The following is a 22565-nucleotide window of genomic DNA, read 5'->3' on the forward strand; positions in this document are numbered from 1 at the left end:
GAAAACTGGATGGAGGCCAACCGATACATCAACATGGACGACCTGCGCGAGCACAAGAAGCTCGCTCTGCGCCAAGCCGCATGACCAGCATCATGGCCGCCCCATTTTGCAGAACTTGACGCACACAACCCGGGAAATGCCGAAACCCTGATCGGCGAGCGAGGTTCAGGCCGGCCGGTGAGCATCCTGCCGACTCTGCGTGGAGGCGTTCGCCGCGCCATCCAGGACATGGAGCACACGGTGTAATTGTTCAGCCGGGGAACAATTCCTTGTAGCCAGTAGTGACCATCCAGTTCGCACGGTCGAGATGGCTACGAAGAGCCTTCCTGGCGCGCTCCGGTTCGCGTGCTGGATCGATGCCGAGGATGACGTGGGCCATCTCTTCTTCGCTCGCATCATCGGCGGAGGCGTCTAGGAGCCGCATATAAGTCGTGAAATGCGATTTATCGTAGGCCGTGAGGCTGTCCGAGCAGTGCACTTCGTCGGCAATTGGCGTGTTCGACTTAGGCTGTAACATCGCTGGTTATACCTCCGGAAAACGGCCTCCGCGAAGCCCTCCGCCAGGGGATTTAGACGCTCAATGTGGATTACATATTATAGTTGATAAACTCAAGCTGCCTAATCCGCTGGCTGTCGTGCATGGATATGCGCAGGTTAGTCGGACGTAATGTGCAGAGCATCAGGCTAAGGAAGCGTCTGACGCAGGAGCAGCTTGCCGAGATTTCCGGGTTCAGCCAGCAGTACATCAGCGGCTTAGAGAAAGGCCGAAGAAATCCGACGATCATCACGATCTATGAACTGGCATTGGCTCTCGGCGTCAGCCACACGGATCTGGTTCGGCCCGACAAACAGACCTGACCCACCCGACTTTCAAGTAATTGCTACGGGCCCGCGTGCGTGACATCGCGGAACCGCGCCGGTCTTCTTCGCAGGCCCAGCCATCTTGTCCCGTTCGGCTTCGCGCCCCTGGCCCGGGCAGCCTATCGGTGACGCCGACTCCGAATAACGGCTTCTTCAAGTCTCCCGACAATCGGCTGTTATGCGCTGGATGAAGTCGGCGTGGAAAGGGCGCCTGAGGCGCCCTTTCATCTCAGATCGGCTGTCGCACCTTTGCGTCGCGCATCAGAAGCGGTAGGTGACACCTGCGCCTATCAGCCAGGGATCAAGCTCCGCCTTCCCCGTCTGCCTCGCGCCGTCGACGGTGACCTCGAAGTCTGGCTTGAGGAACAGCTTCTTCACGTCGAAGTTAACACCCCAGTGCTGATCCACCATGTAGTCGAATCCGACCTGCAGCGCCGTGCCGAAGGTGTTCTCAACATTGAGAGCATCGGCGCTGCCGGCATCCTGGTCATAGAAGATCGTGTAGTTCACGCCGGCGCCGACATAGGGCTTGAACGCGCCGAAATCGGTAAAATGATACTGCAATGTGAGCGTGGGCGGCAGCAGCCAGACCTTGCCGATATTGCCCAGCGCGCCGATCGCTCCTTGGCCCTCGATGTTGGCGTAGGTGGTGCCGAGGATAAGCTCGGCGGCGATGTTGTCCGTGAAGAAATAGGAGATATCGAGTTCCGGCGTCAACGTGTCCGAATAGGAAAGACCAGAGCCGGGCACCGCATTGACGTGACCCGAATCCTCAGGGATGACCCCCAACCCACGCAGCCGGATCTGCCAAGGGCTTGGCGCTTCCGTGACAAAGGCTCCTGCCTTCGGGACGGTAGCAGCTTGCGCAAGGTCCGCCGCAATGGCCTGCTGTCCCATCACGATGAGGACAACGGCCGCTGTTACTCCCCGCGCGGCCCGCATTTTGTTTCTCGCCATGATATTGTCTCCTTGCTCTTCAGAAATAATGCATTGAACTACGAAAAGTCTTGCTCGAATTGCGTGATATTGGCGGAGCGCTCATGCGCAGTGTGCGTGGGACCGCGCACACACATTTGCGCCGTGCTCGCAATCATCCACCTGTACTCACTTAGAAGTAAGCGGGATAACCAGAGGCCTGCAGCTTTGCGACCATCTTACGCGCGTGGCCTGGGTGGGCGCGTTCGGCTCGCCTCGTGGTGGCGAGCAGGATCTGCGTAGGCGGCAATGGTGGTCCCGGCCCCACAGCGAGGGCGGATTTCTGGCCGTCTTGCCAGAATTGTAGAGGTACTGACCGCGCCGCATGAACACGGGAATCTTGTCGGGACGGTCGAAGATCGCTGTCAGCGCGTCTTGGTCACGATTGAACTGTGTTCCACGGAACTGCCCCAGGGTCCTGGCCTGGCTGGCGGCCCAGGCAATTGTCTGTTCTCCTTCCACATCTTCGAGCCAAAGATAGGGATCATCGTGCGGGGCATTCAGCGTTGGTTGGAAATCGAATACGGTCATGTCCGGATATCGTGAAGTATGGTGTCGACTGGAAAATAACCGCAACGTCCTGTCGGCTCGGAAAGGCCCGGTTTTCGCAGCTGCGACTGCATGTTCGGCGGGCTCGATCATGATATGATTTCTCCTCAGTCCTTGCCGCAGCGCGTTTGCGGATAGTCTTGCACGTGTCGTGCCAAACGAGAAAACCATTTCACAACAATGACATGGCTCTGACTGCCGTGTGCCTCATGTCGACTTTGTCGCAGACCCGACAACGAGTGCAGCCGTGACCGCCCTGGTAGAATCTCCTGTGCGAGCTCGTGGGCACTGCGGAATAGCAGTGAAGCTCACCGCGAACTGGCCGAGCTTCGGATCGACATCGGCGACGGGACGATTGACGACCACGACGTTGCCGGTGTCGGGCACGGCACGGCCTGAGGAGCTCCGCGGCAGCGATCATCGAATGCCTGCGTTTACGAGGGCTCCCATTCCTGGCCGACCGGTAGGCGCGCAAAAAACTGCTGCCTCATCCCTCCGCCTGGATTGAGCCGCAGGGATGGAATGGCGTCGTGCTTTGGACCGGCAGAATAACCAATTCTGTTCCGGCTATCTGTACAGAGATTCATTGATGCGCTTAGGACGGGCATCCGCCCATCCGCGACCATCTGAGCATGAGCATCGATCCTTCACCAAGAAAGAGAATTGCTTCCCATGAGAGAGGCCTCGCGGCGGACATGAGTTTGCGTCACTCTTCGTGATCGCGGCCTCCGAGGATGTCGGGATCGAGCCAGTGCAACGGCACGATAGGGCGAAGGATCTGGCAGCTCTTGCAACTGCTGAGCTCGATCACGGCATATCGTGATCTGTCCGACAGAGACGCAGGGTTCTGCACTGTCCGTTCATGAAGACTGTGCTGGTCCCCACAAGATAGAAGTATTCTGATGCAGAGGGTGCCCGATTAGCTATTCGGAAAACTATTTTATCCGAAGTGCAAATCGGGCGCCGCCCTGAAGCGTCCCCCTCAATGTCGGATGTCGGACAGGATCGTAAATCCGCCAACCCGTTGTTTAATAAAGATTCCTTCTCTGGCACGGCCCATGCATGGGACTCTGCGAACGCATCAGCGAGACGTCGTCCATGATCATGCGCACCGAAAATGCCGTCGCCGTAGTGAACGTCGCCGTAGTGAACACCGCGCTCTCGCCTGCCATCAAGCCGCCGAAAGGCCGGCGCGTCATGGTCGGGCCGGCGATTGGGCCGGCTTCAAACACCTTAATGAGCCTGCAAAGCGTCTCGCGTGGCGGCGACGCGGGCATCCAGACGAACGGAAAGACATACGTCGTTGCCCCACGTCGCCGGCCTGACCCCTCGATTTCACCGCGCTGGAATGCTCCGGTCTACATTCGACGACGCGAACGCGCTGGACAAATTCTCGCAAACCCGGTCGGGACCGGTGCTCCGAACGTCCGCGAGGGGGCCCAATGGCTGTGGCCGATATTCGCCGCGAACAAGCCGTCCAGTGGGAAGACTCTATAGGAGGAAGCAGTGGAGTTATCTTGCGTTGGGATCGGTGCTGGCCCGTCCAATTTGAGCCTTGCGTGTCAGCTACACGAGCAAGTTGGGCAAGGAGCGGTGTTCCTGGATCGGCAGGTCGACTTCCGCTGGCATCCAGGCAGTGCATTCGATTCCTCGGAGCTCCAGGTCAGCCACTTCAAGGACCTGGTCACTCTAGTGAATCCGCGATCAGCCTACACTTTCGTAAACTTCCTGCACGAGAACGGGCGTCTGTATCACTTCCTGAACGCACAGTTCGATGCCGTGCTCAGAGTGGAGTTCGAACAATACCTGAACTGGGTCTTCCACAGGAACCCACTTGTGCGTGGCGGTGAGACAGTACGCGAAATCCGCTTTGACGGCGAGTTTCGGGTGCGGACGGATAAGGCGGTTCTCGGCGCCAGAGACATCGTGGTCGGCATTGGCAAGCAGGCGCAAATTCCGCCTCAGTTCCAGGGCTGGACTGGACGCAACCTGTTCCACTCATCTGTTTTACTGCACATCCACCCTGAGGTGCGGAGAAAGCATGTCTGCGTGGTCGGCGGAGGACAATCGGGAGCCGAGGTGATGTTGCATCTTATCGGCCTGCCGAAAGAACGGCGGCCTGCCTCGATCACTTGGGTCTCGCAGCGCGAAAACTATCTGCCTCTGGACAACAGCCCGTTCACAAACGAGTTGTTCATGCCCTGCTTTTCGGATCGTTTCGCGGCCATGAGCGAGTCGCAGCGTAAGCTGCTCCTGCGGCGTTTCGTGCTTGCCTCGGACGGCATTTCAGAAAGCACGTTGCGGGCGATCTATCAGGCGCTCTACCGCCACGCATTTTTCGAGCCAAACCGATCCGACATCACACTGCGGCCGGGCTGCACCGTCTCGAACTGCATCAACGCCGGCGCCGGTCACAGGCTGACCCTGCAGCACGGCATGGTCGAGGTCGAAGAAGTCAGGGCTGATATCGTCGTGCTGGCCACCGGTTACGAGAACGCGATCCCAGACTTCTTGGAACCTATCGCGCACCGGCTGGAGCATATCGACAATGAATTAGCTATTCGCGAGGATTTTTCGGTGAGCTGGGACGGACCGCGTGACAGGCGCATCTTCGTACAAAACGCGAGCCTCGGGCAGCGCGGCCTGGCCGATCCGAACCTAAGCCTGCTGGCCTGGCGCGCGCGCCGCATCCTCGATAGCCTTCTTGGGCGCGCGCCATGCGCGAACCCCGAGCATCCTGGCTTCATCAGCCATACGTCGATCGAGAGCTGGCCCGCCTCCGTAGCCGAAGAAATGGGCAGCGGGATATGACTCGTAAACTTCTGATCATCGGCGGTGGCATCCTGGGAATGATGTCCGCCTCCGCTGCGAAGGCCGGAGGCTTCTCCGAAGTCATCGTGACCGAACAAGTTCTTGGACCAAGCGGCGCATCGCATTATTCTGGCGGCGTGCATTTCCCCTACCGTTGTCAAGGCCGTACCAGGTCGCGCACTCGAAAGAGCGCCGTGGTCTTGGCGGCCATGGCTGGGTCGGCGGTCAGCGGATGGTGCCGGCCTTTAGCGATGCTTGTAGCGGCTAGACCGGGTGAACCGATTGATCCGGCCCAGTTTACCGAAGCCCTGGACCCGGCTGAGCCTAACATAGGCAGTCTCGCGCCGAGCTTCACCGGACAAAATCCGTCGGAGCGGAACGCACTTAGCATCGCCGTCCCACATGCGTGGGCGTCTCCGTGGACCGCAACTAGCCACCGACTGCCCTAATTGGGGTCCGACCAACCAGTCTTTCCAACAGGAGGCTTTTCGCATGTTGACTGATACACAAAGAGACAAGTGGCAGAAAGACGGATACGTCAGGCTCGAAAGCTTCTTTGCGCCAGCGGCTCAGGAAGATATCTCTAATTTTGTCGAAGATGTGTCACGCTGGGATGTCAGCGATGATAAATGGCTCATGTGGTTCGAGAAGACGACGGACAATCGAAAGATCATATCCAAGATCGAGAATTTTCTCGACTTCCATGATCCATTGCTTCGTTTGCTCTTAGAAGATCAGCGCATAAAGTCAGCAGTCGATGATTTGCTTGGAGAAGATTCGCGCAGGCTCAAGGAGTTGCTGATTTTCCACTACCCCGACAGCGGCGGCTATCTCCCGCATCAGGACATTTATCACATTCCACACAAACTTCCCGACCGGATGGTCCATGCCGTGGTTGCCATAGGCATCGACGACTCCGACCCGGAAAACGGCGGGCTTTTCTTCAGCCCCGGCAACCACAAAAAAGGGGTCTTTCCCATGGATGCCGGTGGGGTGATCTATCCTCAAGTCGCCGAAACGTTCTCCTGGGAACCCGTAGTATGGAAGGCTGGCGACATCTTCATCTTCGACGATTACGCACCGCACTACTCACGACCGAACAAAAGCAATCGTTCTCGGCGGACACTCTACTTGGTGTTCCAGCGTGCCTCAACCGGTGGGCCGACCCGCGCTGAATATAACGTGCTTAAGCGCGCCCTTAACCCGCCCGAGGGCAAAGTGGCCGATCTCGACAATCTCAAGCCCCCAAATGGGATCTTCTATCGCGATTGAGCTCACGCAGCCAGGCGGAGGATGCACACGAAACTGATCGACCGCTCAAAAAATGCGCGGACGGTATGGCGGTCTGATTTGCGAGCTCGCGGAGCATCGGACGCTTTGGCACGTGGATTGTGGAGGTGGTCGCAGGCGGTCTTCTGTGTGCCTACAGCCCGACTAGCGCCCCCCTTTTGGTCGCCCGCCTCCCGGCCCAGAGCTGCACTATCCTGGCCGGGCCGCCAACGGGTCGGACTGCCGTTTCTCTCCATGAAGTGCACTTGAGGCTGTTCGTTGGCAGCCGAAGGTCCGTCCCACTCTTCAACAGCTTAGGTTCGTTGTCATGCGCAAATACACCTTTTCTCGAACGGAGCTGTCGCGAGCGTTCGGTATCGACACGGCCACGCTTGGAACGGGCAGCGCTCGCACGGGGTTTTCGTTCGGAAAGGTTGGACCCGGGGTCACATCCGAGCCCCATCGACACGACGAAATCGAGGCCTTCGTGGTCCTGTCTGGTGCGGGCAAGGTCACCACCGACCTTGGGGAAATCTCGATCGAGGCCGGCGACGTCGTCCTGTTCCATCCTTTTGAAGCGCATGTGCTGCGCAATGACGGGAACAAAGACCTGGATTTCGTCGATGTCTACTGGCGAGACGGCGAGGCCGCCCTTGATGCCGCTGCAAAGACCACGGCTCCACGCGGGCCGACCTTCGTCTTCTCCGCGCCGCCAACGCCAAATGGCGATCTGCATCTGGGGCATCTTTCTGGCCCCTATTTCGGCGCCGACGTCTATACCCGTTTCCTGCGCATGAAAGGAGTCGAGGCGTATCACCTGACCGGAAGCGACGATTACCAGAGCTACGTCGCGACACGCGCCGCTACCGATCAATGGACGCCTGCAAACGTGGCGCGCTACTACTCCGATGAGATTCGCGCCACGCTTTCACTTCTCGATTGTGACGTCCACAGCTTTCAAGCCACAATGGGCGATGACGGTTACCGCGAATTTCAAGCTGCGTGTTTCCGAACTCTTCTGAGCAGCACGGCGGTAGATCTGCGCCAGAGCCCTGCGCTTTTCGATGCTGTGACAGGCCAATATCTTTATGAGCCGGATGTTAGAGGCCTCTGTCCCGATTGCGGCGGCTCCGCCGCCGGCAACATCTGCGAGGAATGCGGCGCCCCAAACCTTTGCCACGACCTGGGTGCAGCGCGGTCACGGCAGTCTGCCGAAGCGCCGCTGGTCGGCTCCCTCCGCCGTCCGGAACTTGCCCTGGACCGCTGCTACGACAATATCGACCGGCATCTAAGGGCATCAGGCGTTCCGCTACGCATCTTGGATCTCTTCGCGCGCCTACGCCAACGCGGCGAATTTTCAGTCCCCATTACCCACCCCTCGGACTGGGGCCTGCCGGCCGAAGGGTTCCCGGGGCAAGTGATCTGGGTCTGGCCGGAGATGGCCTTCGGTTTTCTTTACAACATCCAGGCGCTCGGCCGCTCGCTGGGTCGCGACTGGAAGGCGGAGGTGCCCGGCAGCGATTGGCAGATTGTCCATTTCTTCGGCTTCGACAATTCGTTCTTCCACGCGCTACTCTACCCCGCTCTTTACGCCGAGGTCTTCTCCCACTGGACGCCGCGCATCCACTATCACGTCAACGAGTTCTACCTGCTCGACGGCAAGAAGTTTTCAACCAGCTGCCGCCACGCGGTCTGGGGCAAGGACGTTCTGAGCCCAAAGACAGTCGACGTCGTGCGCCTCCATTTGGGCCTGACACGCCCGGAAGGGGAGCGGACGGATTTCACGCTGGACGGGCTGCGCCGCACCGAGAAGGAGGTCTTCCAAGGGATTTGGCTGAACTGGCTTGATGCGTTGGACCAGGAAATCAAGCAGGATTTTGCCGGCCGTGTACCCGATGCAGGCGACTGGAGCCCAGTCGACCGCGCCTTCTTTGCTCGAATAGAGATCTATCGCGCGGCGATGGAGCGGGCATATTCGGACGAAGGCTTCTCGGTGCGGCGCGCGGCCACTCGGGTCTGCGAATTCGTGCGGGATTGCGTGATGTACCGTCGGGCGCGAAACTATGCGGCGGCGCGACGTTTCTATCCCGCCCGCAATCGGACTTCGCTAGCTCTTCAGACAGCGGCCGCTGCGATCCTGGCACCGACACTCGCTCCGCTGATGCCCCGATTCGCCAGAACGCTGGCGCGAGGCATCGATGGCGTCTCAATCGAAACATGGCCCCGGTCCGTCCAGCGCCTTGCGCCCGGGACGCGCTTTGATCTCGGACCCGTGTTGGTGTTCTACGCCAAATCCGGCAATCCTCATCTTAATGAGGAGGAAGCACTATGAGCCCAAAGATGCATCAGTGAGCTACCCAATCTTGACTAAATGCGAGGCAATCAAAGCCGATATGCCAAATATCTTGACTCGCTGCCGCTGGCGACCGAAGCCGCTATCAAACGATAGAGACCAGATTAGCGGACCTGAACCAACGCGTCGTCGACAACCTGACCTGCGCCTTGAAGGACCGGCCGGCCGATCGCTTCCCAGCCCTTGCTGTTCGTGCCGCAAATGCTGTGTGGGCTCGACTGCGCTGACCATCCTCTTCGGCATCGGCATTTCCGTCCTCCAGCCGGCAAAGGCTGTCATGCGGTTCGACCCGCTTGGTCAAACTGGCGCCCTGGATCGTGCGCCGATCAACAATGCGAATGCCTGCCTGATGGTATCTTCGGTTCTGTCCGAGCCTGTACCGGCGGGGCCGTCGGCCGAAGAACAACTGAGCTACTGACAATCGGAATATGGCAGGTCAAATTCTGCCCACGAATACCAGCGTTCACGAAGCTATGGTGCACAAGCTACCAACCATACCCGCGCAACGACAGCCCGTCGCCTGTAGATAGTCGGCGAGGGCCACTAAATCGCAAGCGTATCCTCCGTACATTGCGCGCCGTCTTCGCCGACATGCAGACGCTTGTCTCGTCGAGAGGCGCTCCTCAGGATTGCGTGTTGCTCGGGTACCTAGCCGCCCCTCAGTTCCCGATCGATCCTACAATTCACATATTTGGAGATCGCTCGCTAGGTTACCCCGTCTGTGAACCCTTCAAGCCGATGTTCAGATGCCGCCCATGCAGAGATATTTCATTTCGAGGTAGTCCTCGAGGCCATGGCGGGATCCCTCCCGCCCGATCCCGGACTGTTTTATCCCACCGAACGGCGCCGCTTCCGAAGACATCCGGCCGGTATTTACCCCGACCATTCCATATTCCAAGGCCTCGGCGACACGCCAGACACGCTTCAGGTTAGAGGCATAAAAATAGGCCGCGAGGCCGTAGATCGTTTCATTGGCATCACGCACGACCTGATCGGCATCTTTGAAGCGAATAATCGGTGCGAGCGGCCCGAATGTCTCTTCGCGCGCGACGGTCATCTCGCTGGTGACACCGGTCAGGACCGTTGGTTGGAAAAACGTGCCATTCGTGCCGATGCGTTTGCCCCCGCACCGAATTGCGCCGCCTTTAGCTACGGCATCGGCAATATGGGATTCAATCTTGGCCAAAGCCTTCTTGTCGATGAGGGGTCCTATGTCCACTCCGAGCGCGAAACCGTCACCAACTTGAAGTTGGCGAGCCCGTTCAACGAATTTCTCGACGAACTCGTCGTGAACGCGCGACTGGACGTAAAGGCGGTTCGCTGAAACGCAGGTCTGGCCGGCATTGCGGTACTTCGCCTGGATCGCACCGTCAACCGCGGCATCGATATCGGCATCATCGAAGACGATGAAGGGTGCATTGCCGCCAAGCTCTAGGCTGACTTTTTTGATCTGGTCCGAGCACTGGCGCATAAGTAAGCGCCCGATCTCAGTAGACCCGGTGAAGCTGATCTTGCGGACCTTGGGATTTGTGCAAAGTTCGCGGCCGACCGCGTCACCTTCGGACGCATAGATCAGGTTGACGACGCCTTCGGGGAAGCCTGCCTGATGGGCGAGGGCGAACATTGCTCCAGCCACGAGCGGCGTCTGTTCAGCGGGCTTGAGGACAATCGTGCAGCCCGCCGCCAAGGCTGGCGAGATTTTGCGCGCCACCATCGAGGCCGGGAAATTCCATGGGGTTATCGTGCCGACCACCCCGATGGGCTGCTTGATCACCAGCATTCGGCGGTCCGTCGATGGTGCGGAGATCGTCTCGCCATAGACGCGATTTGCCTCCTCGGCGTACCATTGCAGATACGCCGCAGCATGCGATATCTCCGATTTGGCCTCGGCAAGCGGCTTGCCCATCTCCGCGGTGAGAATTGCAGCGAGATCGTCGGTGTGGTCGATGATCAACTCATGCCATCGCCATAGAACATCGCTGCGCTCACGGGCGGTAAACCCTGCCCATCCAGGCTGCGCGACATAGGCCTTCTCGATTCCAGCGCATGTCTCTTCGACTCCCATGTCAGGTAGTTCTGCCAGCACTTCGCCGGTCGACGGGTTGAGGACCTCGAATGTCCGCTCGCTCATCCGCGTGCCAAGTGCCGGCAGGCGATCGATGGGTCCAAACAGGTCAGGGGATCTCAGGTGACGGATCATCGGCGGGCACAGGGGCAATCGGTTTCCTCCTCAACGCCAGGCGTATATAGCAGGTTCGGTGTGTGGTCCGGACGTCCAAGCTCCTCATAGGACCTCGGCCAGACAGCTAGCAGACCACAGTTGCCAACTGGAAAGGGAGAATACCTGAATTCGCTAGAAGATGAGTCGCGGTTCTACTAGCCGGGCTCGACCGGCGGTTGCGCGCGGGCAGGTCCGGCCCGCNAATTCGCTAGAAGATGAGTCGCGGTTCTACTAGCCGGGCTCGACCAGCGGTTGCGCGCGGGCAGGTCCGGCCCGCGCGCACAACCCTGCCAAAGGTCTTCGCGGCCAGCGCCTGGTTCTACGTGCCGGCCACCGCGTCGTTCGGTCGGCAATATTTGTTGTAGATCGTGAATGCGTCGGTGCCGTTCAGCTTCTCCATCTCCTGTATCCAGCCGTTGACCGGAATGCGGTAGGGCTGGTTCGGCCGCAATGTCGCGTTGACCTCCTCGTCCAGCAGACCTGCGGGTTCGTCTCTCTGCGCCAACGGCGCTCCTCCAGGATCACCTTTCGCTCGGTCTTGATATCATCCTCGTTGAGGATGAGGTTGAACATGCGATCGGCCTCGAAGCCCATCATCTCGCCCAAACGAGTCATAGGCGGTGAGGATATTGTAGCCGCCACTCACTTAGACGGCTCGGTGAACTCGCTGTCGGCGCGGTTGGGCGTCGCCCTAAAGATCAGACGCTCGAGGAAATGGGCAAGTCCGGATTTGCCGGGTGGCTCGTCGGCGCTGCCGACCTTGTACCAGACCATATGAGTGATGAATGGCGCGCGGTGATCGGGGATGTCGACCCTTCCATGCCATTGCCGAGCAGGAAATCCGTAATCATGCCGCCGTCAGTGGCGGCCAGAGCGGGAGCGGTCGTCGCCAGGGCTAGGGCGGTGGCAGTGAATGCCTTGCGCAGCCAGGGGGCGATCGATGGCTCCGGTTGGAAAGGCAAGTTTCGAGGCAGTGATTTGTTCCTCATTTTGCTGAACGGGCTGCGTCTTCGATCCCCGTGGGAGGATCGGCGGGCAGGCCGAGCCAGATGAATCATGCGGCCAAGGCTCACTCGAGCCTCATCTTGGGAAGAGCCCAGGAGACCGGCGGCGGTGTTCTTGGGGGGATGGTCATTGGATGTATTTTCCTTGATCCGCGACGCCTTGCGGACGACCACGCATGCACCGTGCCAGATCAGAAAACATTCGAGGCATGTGGACAAGTCAGTCTGACATGTTGTGCATCCGACATTGTGGGCCATCGAACAGGGCTGAAGGCGACGCGAGCACGGCTGAGAATACCTTCTTCATTGGAAGACGCTTGGGCGCGCTGCTGGGGAATGGGGACAGGATGCGCTTCGAAGGCCGCTGCACCGACGGTCAGAATTGAAATGTTGTCGCTCCAGCGGACCGATGTCCTCGACAGTCAGACCGGGCGGTGCTGAAGGGTAGAGGCGTGAGCAGCGTAGCTAAGTGGGCGCGGACCCAGCTCGCGCGCGAAGACGGACCTGAAAAAAAACGGCGGGTGGCGACATTCGCGAGGCGCTGGAGGTCGTAGGACTGGGCGGGAAAAACGATGCCGTTGCTCTCTTCTGGCGTGATGGCCTGCCGCGAGGCCGTTGAACTTGGTGAGTTGCTGCGGGAAGGGGAGTGTTTTCGCGGGGACCTTGGTCAACGTAAGAAACAAACTTCGAGCTCGCCTTGGATGGGGGCATGCAGCACATTTGCCGCTGCAGGACAGCAGCACGGAAGCTGTCCGCGCTTGCCGTCGTCCCTTGGGCACCAAACAGCAGAATTTAGCGGTCGCGATTGATTTCATGTGCGTAAAATACCGCCTGGTGCGCTCGGCTGCAAATGCATGCCTGGCGGAGTGGTCGCTTAGGTCAAGAGCATCGCGTGAGTAACAGCCTGACCATGCTCAATCTGATGCGCGCTAACCGCCTCGCCGGATTGTGGAACTGCTCGCGGGTGGCTTCTACCACAAACAGCAAGGTCATGAAATCAAGCAGGAAGTCGTCAATCGCTTGGGCGATTGTTTCTGACTTGCCCTTGAACTGGTCCAGCAAAACGCGCGCGCTATCGATCGCTTCCACGCTGGTCGCATCGATCAACCCCTCGACCCTCTTGAAACAATCCAACTCGAAACTCCTTAAGGCGCTCCCAAGGTGTTATGCACGAAGGCAGCTCCGTGAACTACCCGGCCTTTGACCTGACGGCACGAGCAGCAATCGGCCTTACGTCTCGTGCCAAAGCACGAGCCATAGACCTGGGCGCTGAGGAGCGTTGGAAGATCGAGCGCTTCCGGCCTGGTCGAGCGGTAGTGTGGACAGTGCTTGCTGGCGGCTACGCCAACAATGGAGTGCGCCAGCTGATTGGGGCTTAACAATTTTTCGCTTTTTGCTGCGCCCAACTCTCGGCTATGACTCGGACAGGCCTAATGGCCTGCCCACGTTGCATTGTAGAAGAAGGAACAAGTATATGACGACTGGAACGGTAAAGTGGTTCAACAGCACCAAGGGGTTTGGATTTATCCAGCCCGACAATGGCGGGCCGGATGTTTTCGTCCACATTTCCGCTGTCGAACGCGCGGGCCTCTCGACCCTCGCTGACGGCCAGAAGATCAACTATGAAATCGAGCAGGATCGCCGCACTGGCAAGTCCTCCGCTGGCAGCCTGAGCAAAGCTGGTTGAAATTTTCTCCTGCGAAGTCGCAAGAGTGGGCGTGTAGGCCCGGAAGTGCTCACGGCCGCTCGATAGGGACGAGCAAAAGTGAGGGCAGCAGATTGCTGCATGGGTCGCGAATTCCTCATGAAACAAGTTGTTGGAAAGGAAGGCGGGGTTGGCCCCGCCTTTTTTATGCGACGATTAAGCCGACGGCTGCAACGCTGCAGAAGGGATTTCAATTGCCGCAATCAAGCCGCGACCTTCTTGCGAGTTCGCTTCGTCGGCACCGGCGCTTCCGGCTCTTTCGGCGCTTTCGGTTTGCGGCCGAGCCCCATCGATTTCGCCAGTGACGAACGCTTCGCGGCGTAGTTCGGCGCTACCATGGGATAATCCACCGGCAGGCCCCATTTGGCCCGATATTCACCCGGCGTCAGCCCATAGTGGGTCGACAGATGGCGCTTTAAAGATTTGAATTTCTTCCCGTCTTCAAGGGAGATGATGTAGTCCGGTGTCACCGACTTCCTGATCGGGACTGCGGGCGTAAGGGCAACCGGCTCTTGTGCAGGGATACCTCCGGCCGTCGCTCTCAGAGCCGCATGCACTTGGCCGATGAGGGCAGGGAGATCCCCCACCGGGATCGGATTGTTGGACACGTAGGCCGACACGACGTCGGCGGCAAGCTCAATGAGGGTGTCGACGTTTTTTCCGGCTTCTTCTGTCATGAAACTCTCCAGGCGGTGAAACATAGTCAGCGAAGCGTCGCTTCATAGGGCCGGTTGCCGCTGAAAGCAACAATGTCTCTGACTGCGTTATTGCCAATGCTCGTCCAGAAGCGACATCGATGCGCCATATTTCGCGTTGTGACCGCTGAGCCACTCGTTGTTGGCGACCCTGCCGAGGTGCGTGGCGCGTTCCGCTCTAACTTTGCGCCGAAGTTGCTAGTAGCCTCGAGGCTAAGCGCGCTGTTTTTGTCGCGCTTTGCTTCTTTGGACTGTGAAATCGAGCGATAGTGGTCGCTTGATGGTGGGCGTCAGGGACGATGGAACAAACGTTCATTGGCAACGGCCAAAGTGATGTAAGTTCATCGCCGGTGAGCCGCTCTTGCAAGGGGCTGGGAACCGCCGCTGATAAACCTAGGACATCAATGTATTTCGAGGCGTTTCTTAGCCGGTCCTGGAGAGGCGGCAATGGCTGCGGATGACACCTGTTCCACGATATCAAACAGCGCGGCGACCGGCAGCTTCTCGAATCTGGAGCGGCTTCTCGCAAGTTGGCGCCGCGCCGAGAGGCCGGGCAAGGACAGTGAGCCGCCTGCATCAATCATACGCATCAACCAGCCAGCGACGCGTCCTCATACAGAATGCCGCGACCGGCCGTGTGATCTCGCCGGTAGTCGCCGAGGCCCTCTGCATGAAGCCTCCGGATGTGCTGACGATCAACCAGGCCAGAAAGGTCGACGTCCTGAAGCAGGGATGACATGAGTTTGCCACTATGCGCAGGTTTGCCATGCCCTTCCGCGGCATTTTGCGGGGCCTGTGAGTTGGGCAAGCTCGGCACTTCGATCGACTTGGCGTCACCCGGCTCATTGCCATCACGCGTTTCGGTCTGGTCCTACGCCGTGACTCCGTTCGCGATGCCATTGAACTGCCGTGGAGAACGGCGAAGCGGAAGGGCTGATCAACCGCCTGAAGACGATCAAACGTACCATTAGGCAGCGCCGGCTGCGAACTCCTTAGGCACGCATGCTGCCACTCAGCCGGCCTAATCACCACACGAAGCGAGGAAGAACCTGGTCAAGTGCAAAGCGACAATTGCCTCGACAGCAGGTCTCGGAAGGTTTATGCTGCCCGATGTTACCGCAATCCTGAATGGCGATTGAGTACCTTCACGAGTGAAGGGAGTGGAACTGCTTTGTCGGCCAAATTGTTGACGGAACGCCCGGCGCCCATTGTTGCTACATGTCTAGATTCTTGGGGCGTTTTGGATGATGCAATCCACCAGCTCACTCCAAAGGGCAGTGGAATCTGGAACAATGTCGCTTTTGTACGCACGACATCCTTCGTGCCCGATTGGCATATTGTCTTTAACTCTGCTTCTCTTTTTGGGCTCCCTGTTGATATCGAGGCGAGCCCAAACAGGACAATTTTTGCAATCGGCGAACCGCCGACGAAAGCTCATCGTGCATTTCATGAAGGGCAGGGGAAAAATACTATCGTCCTGACGTCTGACGCAGAGCTGGTTGCTCGGCAGAATGCAGCTCGCCGATTCGTTTTGTCTCCACCGATCACTCGGTCTTGGTCTGTAAACAAGACATATGACCAACTTCTGGTCAGCGAAGTCATGGATAAGCCACTTCGGCTCTCATGGATTACCAGTAACATCGCCCTGCTTAAAGGACATCGGTATCGGCTGGCGTTTCTGGAACGGCTAAGAAAGGAGCTCGATTTTGACCTGTTCGGCCGAGGTTTTCGGCTGATTGGAGATAAATGGAACGCGCTCGCACCATATCGTTACAGTATAGCGTTCGAGAATACTCGTGCTGATTACTATTTTACAGAGAAGCTTATGGACTGCTTCGTCGCTGAAACAATGCCGATCTATTACGGCAGCCCGGCAATCACGAGGTTCTTCCCTTCGGACTCTATGGTTCTGATTGACCCAGAGGACAAGAACGTAATCCAAAAAATTCAAGAAATCATCAACTCAGACCTCTGGAAGGAACGTCGCGGCGCAATAAGAGAGGCGAAACGGCTAGTCCTCGAGAAATACAATACGTTTGCTTATCTCGCGGGCTTCATCGAAAGCGTTCAGGATAAACCCTTACCGCCAGAAATTATACACATCGAATCGCCTGAAGTTGATTTTTCGATAGACGAATGAAGTACTCCAACGCGCGATTCGCGTGCCCAGCGGTTGGTGGTCTGGCGAGATCGGTGCGGAACGCTCGGCGGAGAATGCCTGCTGCGCAGACGGGCCGGCACGGGCGCACAAGGTCATGCGCCCCGGCTGCCGCTGATCAGACGAACTGGGGAAGGCCAGGAACGGAATTGAGGACCTCGTCGACGAGTTCGTCGCCGGCATGTTCCTTGGCGCAGGCGATCGTCTCGTTGGCGAGGGCGGCGATCTTTGCCATGCTGAGACCCTCACCCATCAATTGCTGCCCGAGCCCCATAAGGCCGCCACCCTCTGGGTCGTCGCCATGATACTTCGCTACTAATTCCGAAGCTCCCGGAATGGCCTCGATCATGCGCGCGCCGGGACCGTCGGCCGCGTGGCTCCGCAGGAACCCCAGCATTAACCCAACGGCCTTCTCTGCGAGAGCCGGGCCGATGCCGGCACCAGTGGCGATGCGCGGTAAGATTTCTTCCATGCAGGGTCTCTCTCTCTTTGATTAGGTTTACAAGGGGCCGGTCCGGCGCCCCGCGCCCTTGGCCGAACCACAGTTGAACTCCACAAAATAGGCCAGCGGAAGTGCTATTGCGCCTAAAAGCGCCTCTGTCAACGCAAGCTGCGTCGGAAGTGCGTGTTTCGCAAACCGAAGATCATTGCAATTCACTTCATTACGCATTGGCAACCGCACAGTTTGCGTTGGCTCGCTTATGGGCCAATGCCCCCCGCCCGTCAAATGATGACGACAAACTGGTCAGCGCCTAGGATCTGTGGATCAAGGTGAGGCAGTTACAGCGGGTGGACCTGCTCGATCGCGGCGCCGTCGACACAAAGGGCTAGATTGGCGATACTGCGCGTGTTGGCCATGTCTTTCCTCGCGTGATGGGATGTTCGTGGAAGCGGAGCTATATGCCGGTGTGACGGTCCACAAAGGCGGAACGCCTATTCCGATACGACATCCATACTGTCACATAGACCGTCGCTGCTTAGGTATTGAAACCGCCATCGCTGGTGACATCACAATGTGCAGTCGGCGGGTGTCGATAAGGCCGATTCACGCAACGAATGAACCCTGACGGTTCAGAAGCTCACTTTTCGCAAGGCGTGCAGCGCACCTCGTGCAAGAGATTGCCAGTCTTGCGCATGCTGTGACTTTCTCAACCTTGGCTGGAAGATCGCAGTGACCGAATCTACGAAGCCGCCCTCAGGGCGTGCTTTGATGCATAAAACCGGTTGCCAACCAGGGATACTCCTCCTCCCTGAAGTCCAATCGAGAAGAGCGATCGCTTCCAAGAGGGTCCCAGCTCAGCTGCGAAAACAGGTGTGAGACCCCGTCCTCTCCCTCAAGCTGATCTAGCTCAGGGCGTTCATGAGCCGCAGATCGCATAATGGCTGCGTGGACGACGCAGGAAGACCAATTATGAAAATCCTATTCAGTACGATGGCTGTCACCTTGCTGGCACCCACCGCCTTTGCTGCGGATTCGATCCCCACCGACCTCAGAGATACGGCATTGGCCACCTTCACGGCTTTGCCATCCACCACGCCGACAGTCGCCAACAACCCGATCACCCCGGAAAAGATCGCTCTCGGCAAGGCACTGTTCTTCGATCCACGCGTCTCGGCGTCAGGCGTCTTGTCGTGCAATTCATGCCACAACCTGGCCACCGGCGGCGACGACAATCACGAAACCTCGATTGGCCATGGTTGGCAGAAGGGACAGCGCAACGCGCCGACTGTACTGAACGCTGTCTTCAACATCGCCCAGTTCTGGGATGGTCGTGCCGAAGACCTGAAGGCTCAGGCGAAGGGACCGGTCCAAGCCGGGATCGAAATGGCCAATACACCGGGCCAACTCATCGCCACTCTCAAGTCCATGCCGCAATATGTCGAGTGGTTCGATGCAGCTTTTCCGGCTGAAGCCGATCGGGTCACCTTCGACAACTTCGCCAAGGCGATCGAAGCCTTCGAGGCGACACTGGTCACACCTGCCCCGTTCGACAGCTTCCTGAATGGTGATGAGGTTGCCATGACTTCCGAACAGAAACAGGGCCTGGTGCTTTTCATGGACAAAGGCTGCTCGTCCTGCCATGCCGGCATCAACGTTGGTGGGCAAGCCTATTACCCATTCGGCCTCGTGGAACGGCCCAGCGCCGAAGTCCTGCCGGACAAAGACAAGGGCCGATTTGAGGTCACCAATGCAGCCGACGATTCCTATGTCTTCCGCGTGGCGCCGCTGCGCAACGTTGCACTCACCGCGCCATACTTTCATTCGGGCAAGGTTTGGGATCTGAAACAGGCCGTCGCCATTATGGGGACCACCCAGCTCGGCGTAGTACTGGCGGACGAAGAAGTTGACCTGCTTGTTGCCTTCCTCAACTCGCTGACCGGAGAGGCACCTGACGTCGCCTATCCCATCTTACCCTCAGAAACGGCGACAACGCCCCGGCCTGTAACGCAGATCTCAGGAAAATAAGGGCCAACTGGCTGCGGACTTGCAATCGAAAATGATTGGCGATTTTTACTTGGCGACACGAATTGCGACGTCCATCTCCGAATTGGCGGGACGCTAGCGATACCCGAACCCTGCCACCTCGCCCGTAGTCTGCGCGATCAACTGGGGGCGGACAGACGCAGCACCATATATTGTCGCTGCTTGAGCGAACGCGCCAAGCAGTCTACTTTGAGAAACGACGCCAGTCCGATTTGTTCGAGGCGCGGGGCCTGTATGTCCCCAAGGAACCGATGTTATAGCGTAGTGCCACATTTATATTTCTGCGGGATTAAGACACGTGCCTAGGGAAATTGCACATTTGCGCCGAGTGGCTCATTTCCAAGAGTGTGATCGGTTTGGCATATTCCCGGCCGACATCCGCCAGCCGGCAACTCCCCACACGGTGAGGAAGAGAGGCCTCACGCCTGCACTTTCTGCCGGAGCGCGCGTGCTGCAGCGACCAAGTTCATGAGGGCAGGGCGGACCTCCTCCCATTTGCGTGTTTTGAGGCCACAGTCTGGGTTTACCCACAGTTGGCCGTCGGACAGTCGCTCGCGGGCAAGCATGATTAGGTCCGAAATCTCGCCGACCTCCGGCACACGTGGTGAGTGAATGTCATAGACGCCGGGACCGATTTCGTTCGGATATTTGGAGCTCGTGAAGGCGTCCAGCAGTTCCATCTTCGAGCGCGACGTCTCAATCGAAATGACATCCGCATCCATTCCAGCGATCGCGTCGATGATCTCGTTGAACTCCGAATAGCACATGTGGGTATGGATTTGGGTCGCGTCCTTTACACCCGTTGAAGCGATCCGGAAGCATTCGACAGCCCAGTCGAGATAGGCTTTCCAGTCAGATTGGCGCAGTGGCAATCCTTCGCGAAACGCGGCCTCATCGATCTGGATCATCCTTGCGCCGGACCTTTCGAGATCCGTCACTTCGTCGCGGATGGCGAGCGCGATCTGGCGGCAGGCTTCGGAGCGGGGTACGTCGTCTCGAACAAAGGACCAGTTGAGAATGGTGACTGGGCCTGTGAGCATTCCCTTCACGGGCTTTTCCGTAAGCGACTGGGCGAATTGCCACCAGCGCACCGTCATCGGATTGCGCCTCGATACGTCCCCGAAGATGATGGGGGGACGCACGTAGCGCGACCCATAGCTTTGTACCCAGGCATTCTGAGTGAAGGCGAAGCCGGACAGCTGCTCGCCGAAATGCTGAACCATGTCATTTCGTTCGAACTCACCGTGCACCAGCACGTCCAGCCCGATCTCTTCCTGCCAACGAATTGCCGACTCGATCTCCTTCTTCAGGAAGATCTCGTAGTCGACATAGCTGAGCTGGCCCTTCGCATGATCGGCCCGCGCGCGGCGTACCTGCGGCGTCTGCGGGAAGGACCCGATTGTCGTCGTCGGGAACGGCGGCAGCCCGAGCGTGCCGGCCTGGACTCTGGAGCGCTCGCCAAAAGCGCTCTCTCGTCGCTTCATGCTACGGTCAATGCTGGCGATCCGCCCCTCAACAAGCGGGTCATGGATCTTCGTGGACGTCACGCGAGTGGCGGCAGCCTCGGCAGACGCTTTCAACGCGCCTGCCACCGCATCCCTGCCTTGGGACAGGGCCCGGGCCAGCAAGACCAGCTCGTCGGTCTTCTGGGCCGCGAAGGCGAGCCACGACCTGATGTCGGCCTCGAGTTCCGTCTCCATGCGCAGATCAATCGGCACATGCAGCATCGAGCACGAAGGCGCGATCTCGACGCGGTCCAAGGGCCAGCCGGCGACGATCGGTTTGATGCGGTCGAGAATGGCGGGCAGGTTCGCACGCCAGACGTTGCGGCCATCGATCAAGCCAAGCGAGAGCACCAGATCCTTCGGAGCGAGCCGAGCCACCGTTTCCAGCTGCTCGGGAGCGCGCACGAGATCAATATGCAGGCCGGCCAGGGGCAGAGAAACCGCCGTTTCGAGATTGTCTCCCAGCGACCCGAAATACGTAGCCAGCATGATCTTCAGCTCGGGCGCGGCTTTCGACAGCTGGCCATAGGCGAATTCGAACGCAGCTCGTTCGTTCGGGTTCAGATCGAGGACAAGCGCTGGCTCATCGATCTGCACCCAGTCGGCTCCCGACAGCTTCAGCCTCTGCAGAAGCTGCTCGTAAACGGGCAGCAGCTGCGGTAGGAGCGCGATGAGACCGAACCCTTCGGCAGGCGATTTCGCCAGCTTGAGGAAGGTGATGGGTCCAAGGATGACTGGGCGTGTGTGAATGCCGAGAGCTTTAGCCTCGAGGAAGTAATCGACCGGCTTCGTTGACGAGAGGGCGAACGTCTGATCATCATGGAGCTCCGGCACAATGTAGTGGTAGTTGGTGTCAAACCACTTGGTCATTTCCATCGCGGTTACACCAGGTCCATGAGCCGCCTCCTGGTGACCTGCGTGTCCACAATCCTCCGTGTGACCCTGGTTGCCGCGCGCCATTGCGAAGTAGATGTCAAGTGGGACCTCGCCGCTATTCCAGCCGTACCGGGATGGAATGGCGCCGACCGTGGCTGCGGTGTCGAGCACATGGTCGTAAAGCGAGAAGTCGTTCGACGGGATTTTTGACACGCCGCGATCGCGCTGCTCCTCCCAGCTAGCGGCACGGAGTGCCTTCGACGTCCAAAGAAGGTCGCCAGCGGACGATTTTCCGGACCAGTAGCTTTCAAGGGCGAATTTCAGTTCTCGCCGACGACCGAAGCGCGGCACGCCGAGCGTTGCTACAGGAATTTGCTGAGAGACAGTCATGTCATACCCCGATGGTTGGGGCGTCGGTGACAAGGAAGGCGCTAGCAGGCCCGGCACGCCCGGGTTGCAGCGGCCACCGAGACACCCCGCCCGTGGACGTAATTCGTCGTGGCAGGTCTCCAGGCTCGCGGGGTCATAGCCTCTCCCGTCTTCCCGAGGGTATTCGCCTCAGTGACATGAGTGGGGTTGGCTCGCCGCTAACAGTTGCGGGGGCAGCGCCGGCATCGCACCGGCTTCCCTCTTAGCTCCGCTGCGGCAGCGCCGCACGCGAGAACCACGACACGCCAGACAATCACAGCAATCCCTTCTCTTGTCAAGGGCGCATAACGAAATGTTTATGTGGTTATGTCATCGCGCTTTTACGCTTGTCTAACATTGTGAAACAGTGAGTCGCCCATTTGCCGCGGCTGCACCGCTGCCCCCATTGTCCAACTAATGGAGGCCGTGCGGAGCCACAACAACGGAGGACTTTAACCTCAACCTGAAAAGCGCTACCGCTCAAAGGACGCTGGTGATCCGCGAGCGCCGAGCCAACACCGAGGCTGCGGAAAGTGTGCAGGATGAGCCCCAACCGATTTCGCGGTGCGGTAGGCGTCACGAGTCATCTATTGCTGTGTCAGTCCTTCGAATTTACACGGTAGTGTGCTGAGAGTTCTGCAAATTCGCTGAGAGAGGGCGGTCATGGCAGGCTGGTGATGTTCAACGTCA

19 protein-coding genes and 1 riboswitch are annotated in these 22565 nt (G+C 58.6%); of the genes, 9 read left to right on the forward strand and 10 right to left on the reverse strand.

From position 1 onward, the window contains the following. Positions 1-250: 250 nt before the first annotated feature. Entirely contained in the window at positions 251-517 is a 267-nt protein-coding gene (locus X771_RS136310; protein WP_023690570.1) for a DUF2285 domain-containing protein, read from the reverse strand. Between the two features lie 122 nt (positions 518-639). Between X771_RS136310 and X771_RS136305 the strand changes: the two genes are divergently transcribed. Then, a complete protein-coding gene (locus tag X771_RS136305) occupies positions 640-858 on the forward strand; it encodes a helix-turn-helix transcriptional regulator (protein WP_023690571.1) in 219 nt (72 codons plus the stop codon). Between the two features lie 264 nt (positions 859-1122). Here X771_RS136305 and X771_RS136300 read toward each other — a convergent pair whose 3' ends face one another. Both X771_RS136300 and X771_RS1000000168525 read right to left on the reverse strand, forming a co-directional pair. After that, positions 1123-1818, reverse strand: coding sequence for an OmpW family protein (locus X771_RS136300; RefSeq protein WP_023690572.1), 696 nt, complete (start codon positions 1816-1818; stop codon positions 1123-1125). 147 nt (positions 1819-1965) lie between these two features. Further along, the gene (locus X771_RS1000000168525; protein ID WP_245262833.1) at positions 1966-2367 is read right to left on the reverse strand and encodes a hypothetical protein; all 402 of its coding nucleotides are present in this window, start codon (positions 2365-2367) and stop codon (positions 1966-1968) included. A 1116-nt stretch (positions 2368-3483) separates the two neighbouring features. On the opposite strand from X771_RS1000000168525, the gene X771_RS1000000168530 reads away from it, so the two are divergent. The 5 genes from X771_RS1000000168530 (at position 3484) to X771_RS136275 (ending at position 9236) form a co-directional block, all read left to right on the forward strand. Next, on the forward strand, positions 3484-3882 hold the full coding sequence (locus X771_RS1000000168530) for a hypothetical protein (protein ID WP_156936061.1): 399 nt from the start codon (positions 3484-3486) through the stop codon (positions 3880-3882). A 9-nt stretch (positions 3883-3891) separates the two neighbouring features. After that, a complete protein-coding gene (locus X771_RS136290) occupies positions 3892-5196 on the forward strand; it encodes a SidA/IucD/PvdA family monooxygenase (protein WP_023690574.1) in 1305 nt (434 codons plus the stop codon). Positions 5197-5688: 492 nt separating this feature from the next. Further along, positions 5689-6468: a phytanoyl-CoA dioxygenase family protein gene (locus X771_RS136285; protein WP_023690575.1), complete on the forward strand. Its 780-nt coding sequence runs from the start codon at positions 5689-5691 to the stop codon at positions 6466-6468. Positions 6469-6793: 325 nt separating this feature from the next. Beyond that, positions 6794-8797, forward strand: a complete 2004-nt coding sequence (locus X771_RS136280; RefSeq protein WP_023690576.1) for a class I tRNA ligase family protein — start codon at positions 6794-6796, stop codon at positions 8795-8797. A gap of 229 nt (positions 8798-9026) precedes the next feature. Further along, positions 9027-9236, forward strand: coding sequence for a hypothetical protein (locus X771_RS136275; RefSeq protein ID WP_023690577.1), 210 nt, complete (start codon positions 9027-9029; stop codon positions 9234-9236). A 324-nt stretch (positions 9237-9560) separates the two neighbouring features. Here X771_RS136275 and X771_RS136270 read toward each other — a convergent pair whose 3' ends face one another. The 4 genes from X771_RS136270 to X771_RS136265 all read right to left on the reverse strand — a co-directional run bounded on the left by X771_RS136270 (position 9561) and on the right by X771_RS136265 (position 13150). Then, a complete protein-coding gene (locus X771_RS136270; protein ID WP_198025869.1) occupies positions 9561-11018 on the reverse strand; it encodes an NAD-dependent succinate-semialdehyde dehydrogenase in 1458 nt (485 codons plus the stop codon). A gap of 340 nt (positions 11019-11358) precedes the next feature. After that, the gene (locus tag X771_RS1000000169930) at positions 11359-11544 is read right to left on the reverse strand and encodes a hypothetical protein (protein ID WP_023690579.1); all 186 of its coding nucleotides are present in this window, start codon (positions 11542-11544) and stop codon (positions 11359-11361) included. A gap of 137 nt (positions 11545-11681) precedes the next feature. Further along, on the reverse strand, positions 11682-11813 hold the full coding sequence (locus X771_RS1000000169935) for an insulinase family protein (RefSeq protein ID WP_023690580.1): 132 nt from the start codon (positions 11811-11813) through the stop codon (positions 11682-11684). A gap of 1109 nt (positions 11814-12922) precedes the next feature. Further along, entirely contained in the window at positions 12923-13150 is a 228-nt protein-coding gene (locus X771_RS136265; protein WP_245262834.1) for a hypothetical protein, read from the reverse strand. 367 nt (positions 13151-13517) lie between these two features. On the opposite strand from X771_RS136265, the gene X771_RS136260 reads away from it, so the two are divergent. Next, on the forward strand, positions 13518-13730 hold the full coding sequence (locus X771_RS136260; protein ID WP_023671852.1) for a cold-shock protein: 213 nt from the start codon (positions 13518-13520) through the stop codon (positions 13728-13730). A 221-nt stretch (positions 13731-13951) separates the two neighbouring features. Here X771_RS136260 and X771_RS136255 read toward each other — a convergent pair whose 3' ends face one another. Continuing rightward, positions 13952-14425, reverse strand: a complete 474-nt coding sequence (locus X771_RS136255; RefSeq protein WP_023690583.1) for a MucR family transcriptional regulator — start codon at positions 14423-14425, stop codon at positions 13952-13954. A 1153-nt stretch (positions 14426-15578) separates the two neighbouring features. Between X771_RS136255 and X771_RS1000000168540 the strand changes: the two genes are divergently transcribed. Then, on the forward strand, positions 15579-16583 hold the full coding sequence (locus X771_RS1000000168540; RefSeq protein WP_155921702.1) for a glycosyltransferase family 10: 1005 nt from the start codon (positions 15579-15581) through the stop codon (positions 16581-16583). Between the two features lie 136 nt (positions 16584-16719). On the opposite strand, the gene X771_RS136250 is transcribed toward X771_RS1000000168540, so the two are convergent. Beyond that, positions 16720-17073 carry a hypothetical protein gene (locus X771_RS136250; protein WP_023690586.1) on the reverse strand — a complete coding sequence of 118 codons (354 nt, stop codon included), beginning with the start codon at positions 17071-17073 and terminating at the stop codon, positions 16720-16722. Between the two features lie 939 nt (positions 17074-18012). Between X771_RS136250 and X771_RS136245 the strand changes: the two genes are divergently transcribed. Next, on the forward strand, positions 18013-19068 hold the full coding sequence (locus X771_RS136245) for a cytochrome-c peroxidase (protein WP_023685632.1): 1056 nt from the start codon (positions 18013-18015) through the stop codon (positions 19066-19068). 437 nt (positions 19069-19505) lie between these two features. On the opposite strand, the gene metE is transcribed toward X771_RS136245, so the two are convergent. After that, positions 19506-21857: a 5-methyltetrahydropteroyltriglutamate--homocysteine S-methyltransferase gene (gene metE, locus X771_RS136240; RefSeq protein WP_031203398.1), complete on the reverse strand. Its 2352-nt coding sequence runs from the start codon at positions 21855-21857 to the stop codon at positions 19506-19508. Positions 21858-21949: 92 nt separating this feature from the next. Next, positions 21950-22151, reverse strand: a riboswitch (cobalamin riboswitch). Positions 22152-22565: the final 414 nt, after the last annotated feature.

This window comes from Mesorhizobium sp. LSJC269B00 (assembly GCF_000502815.1).
Taxonomy (GTDB): Bacteria; Pseudomonadota; Alphaproteobacteria; order Rhizobiales; family Rhizobiaceae; genus Mesorhizobium.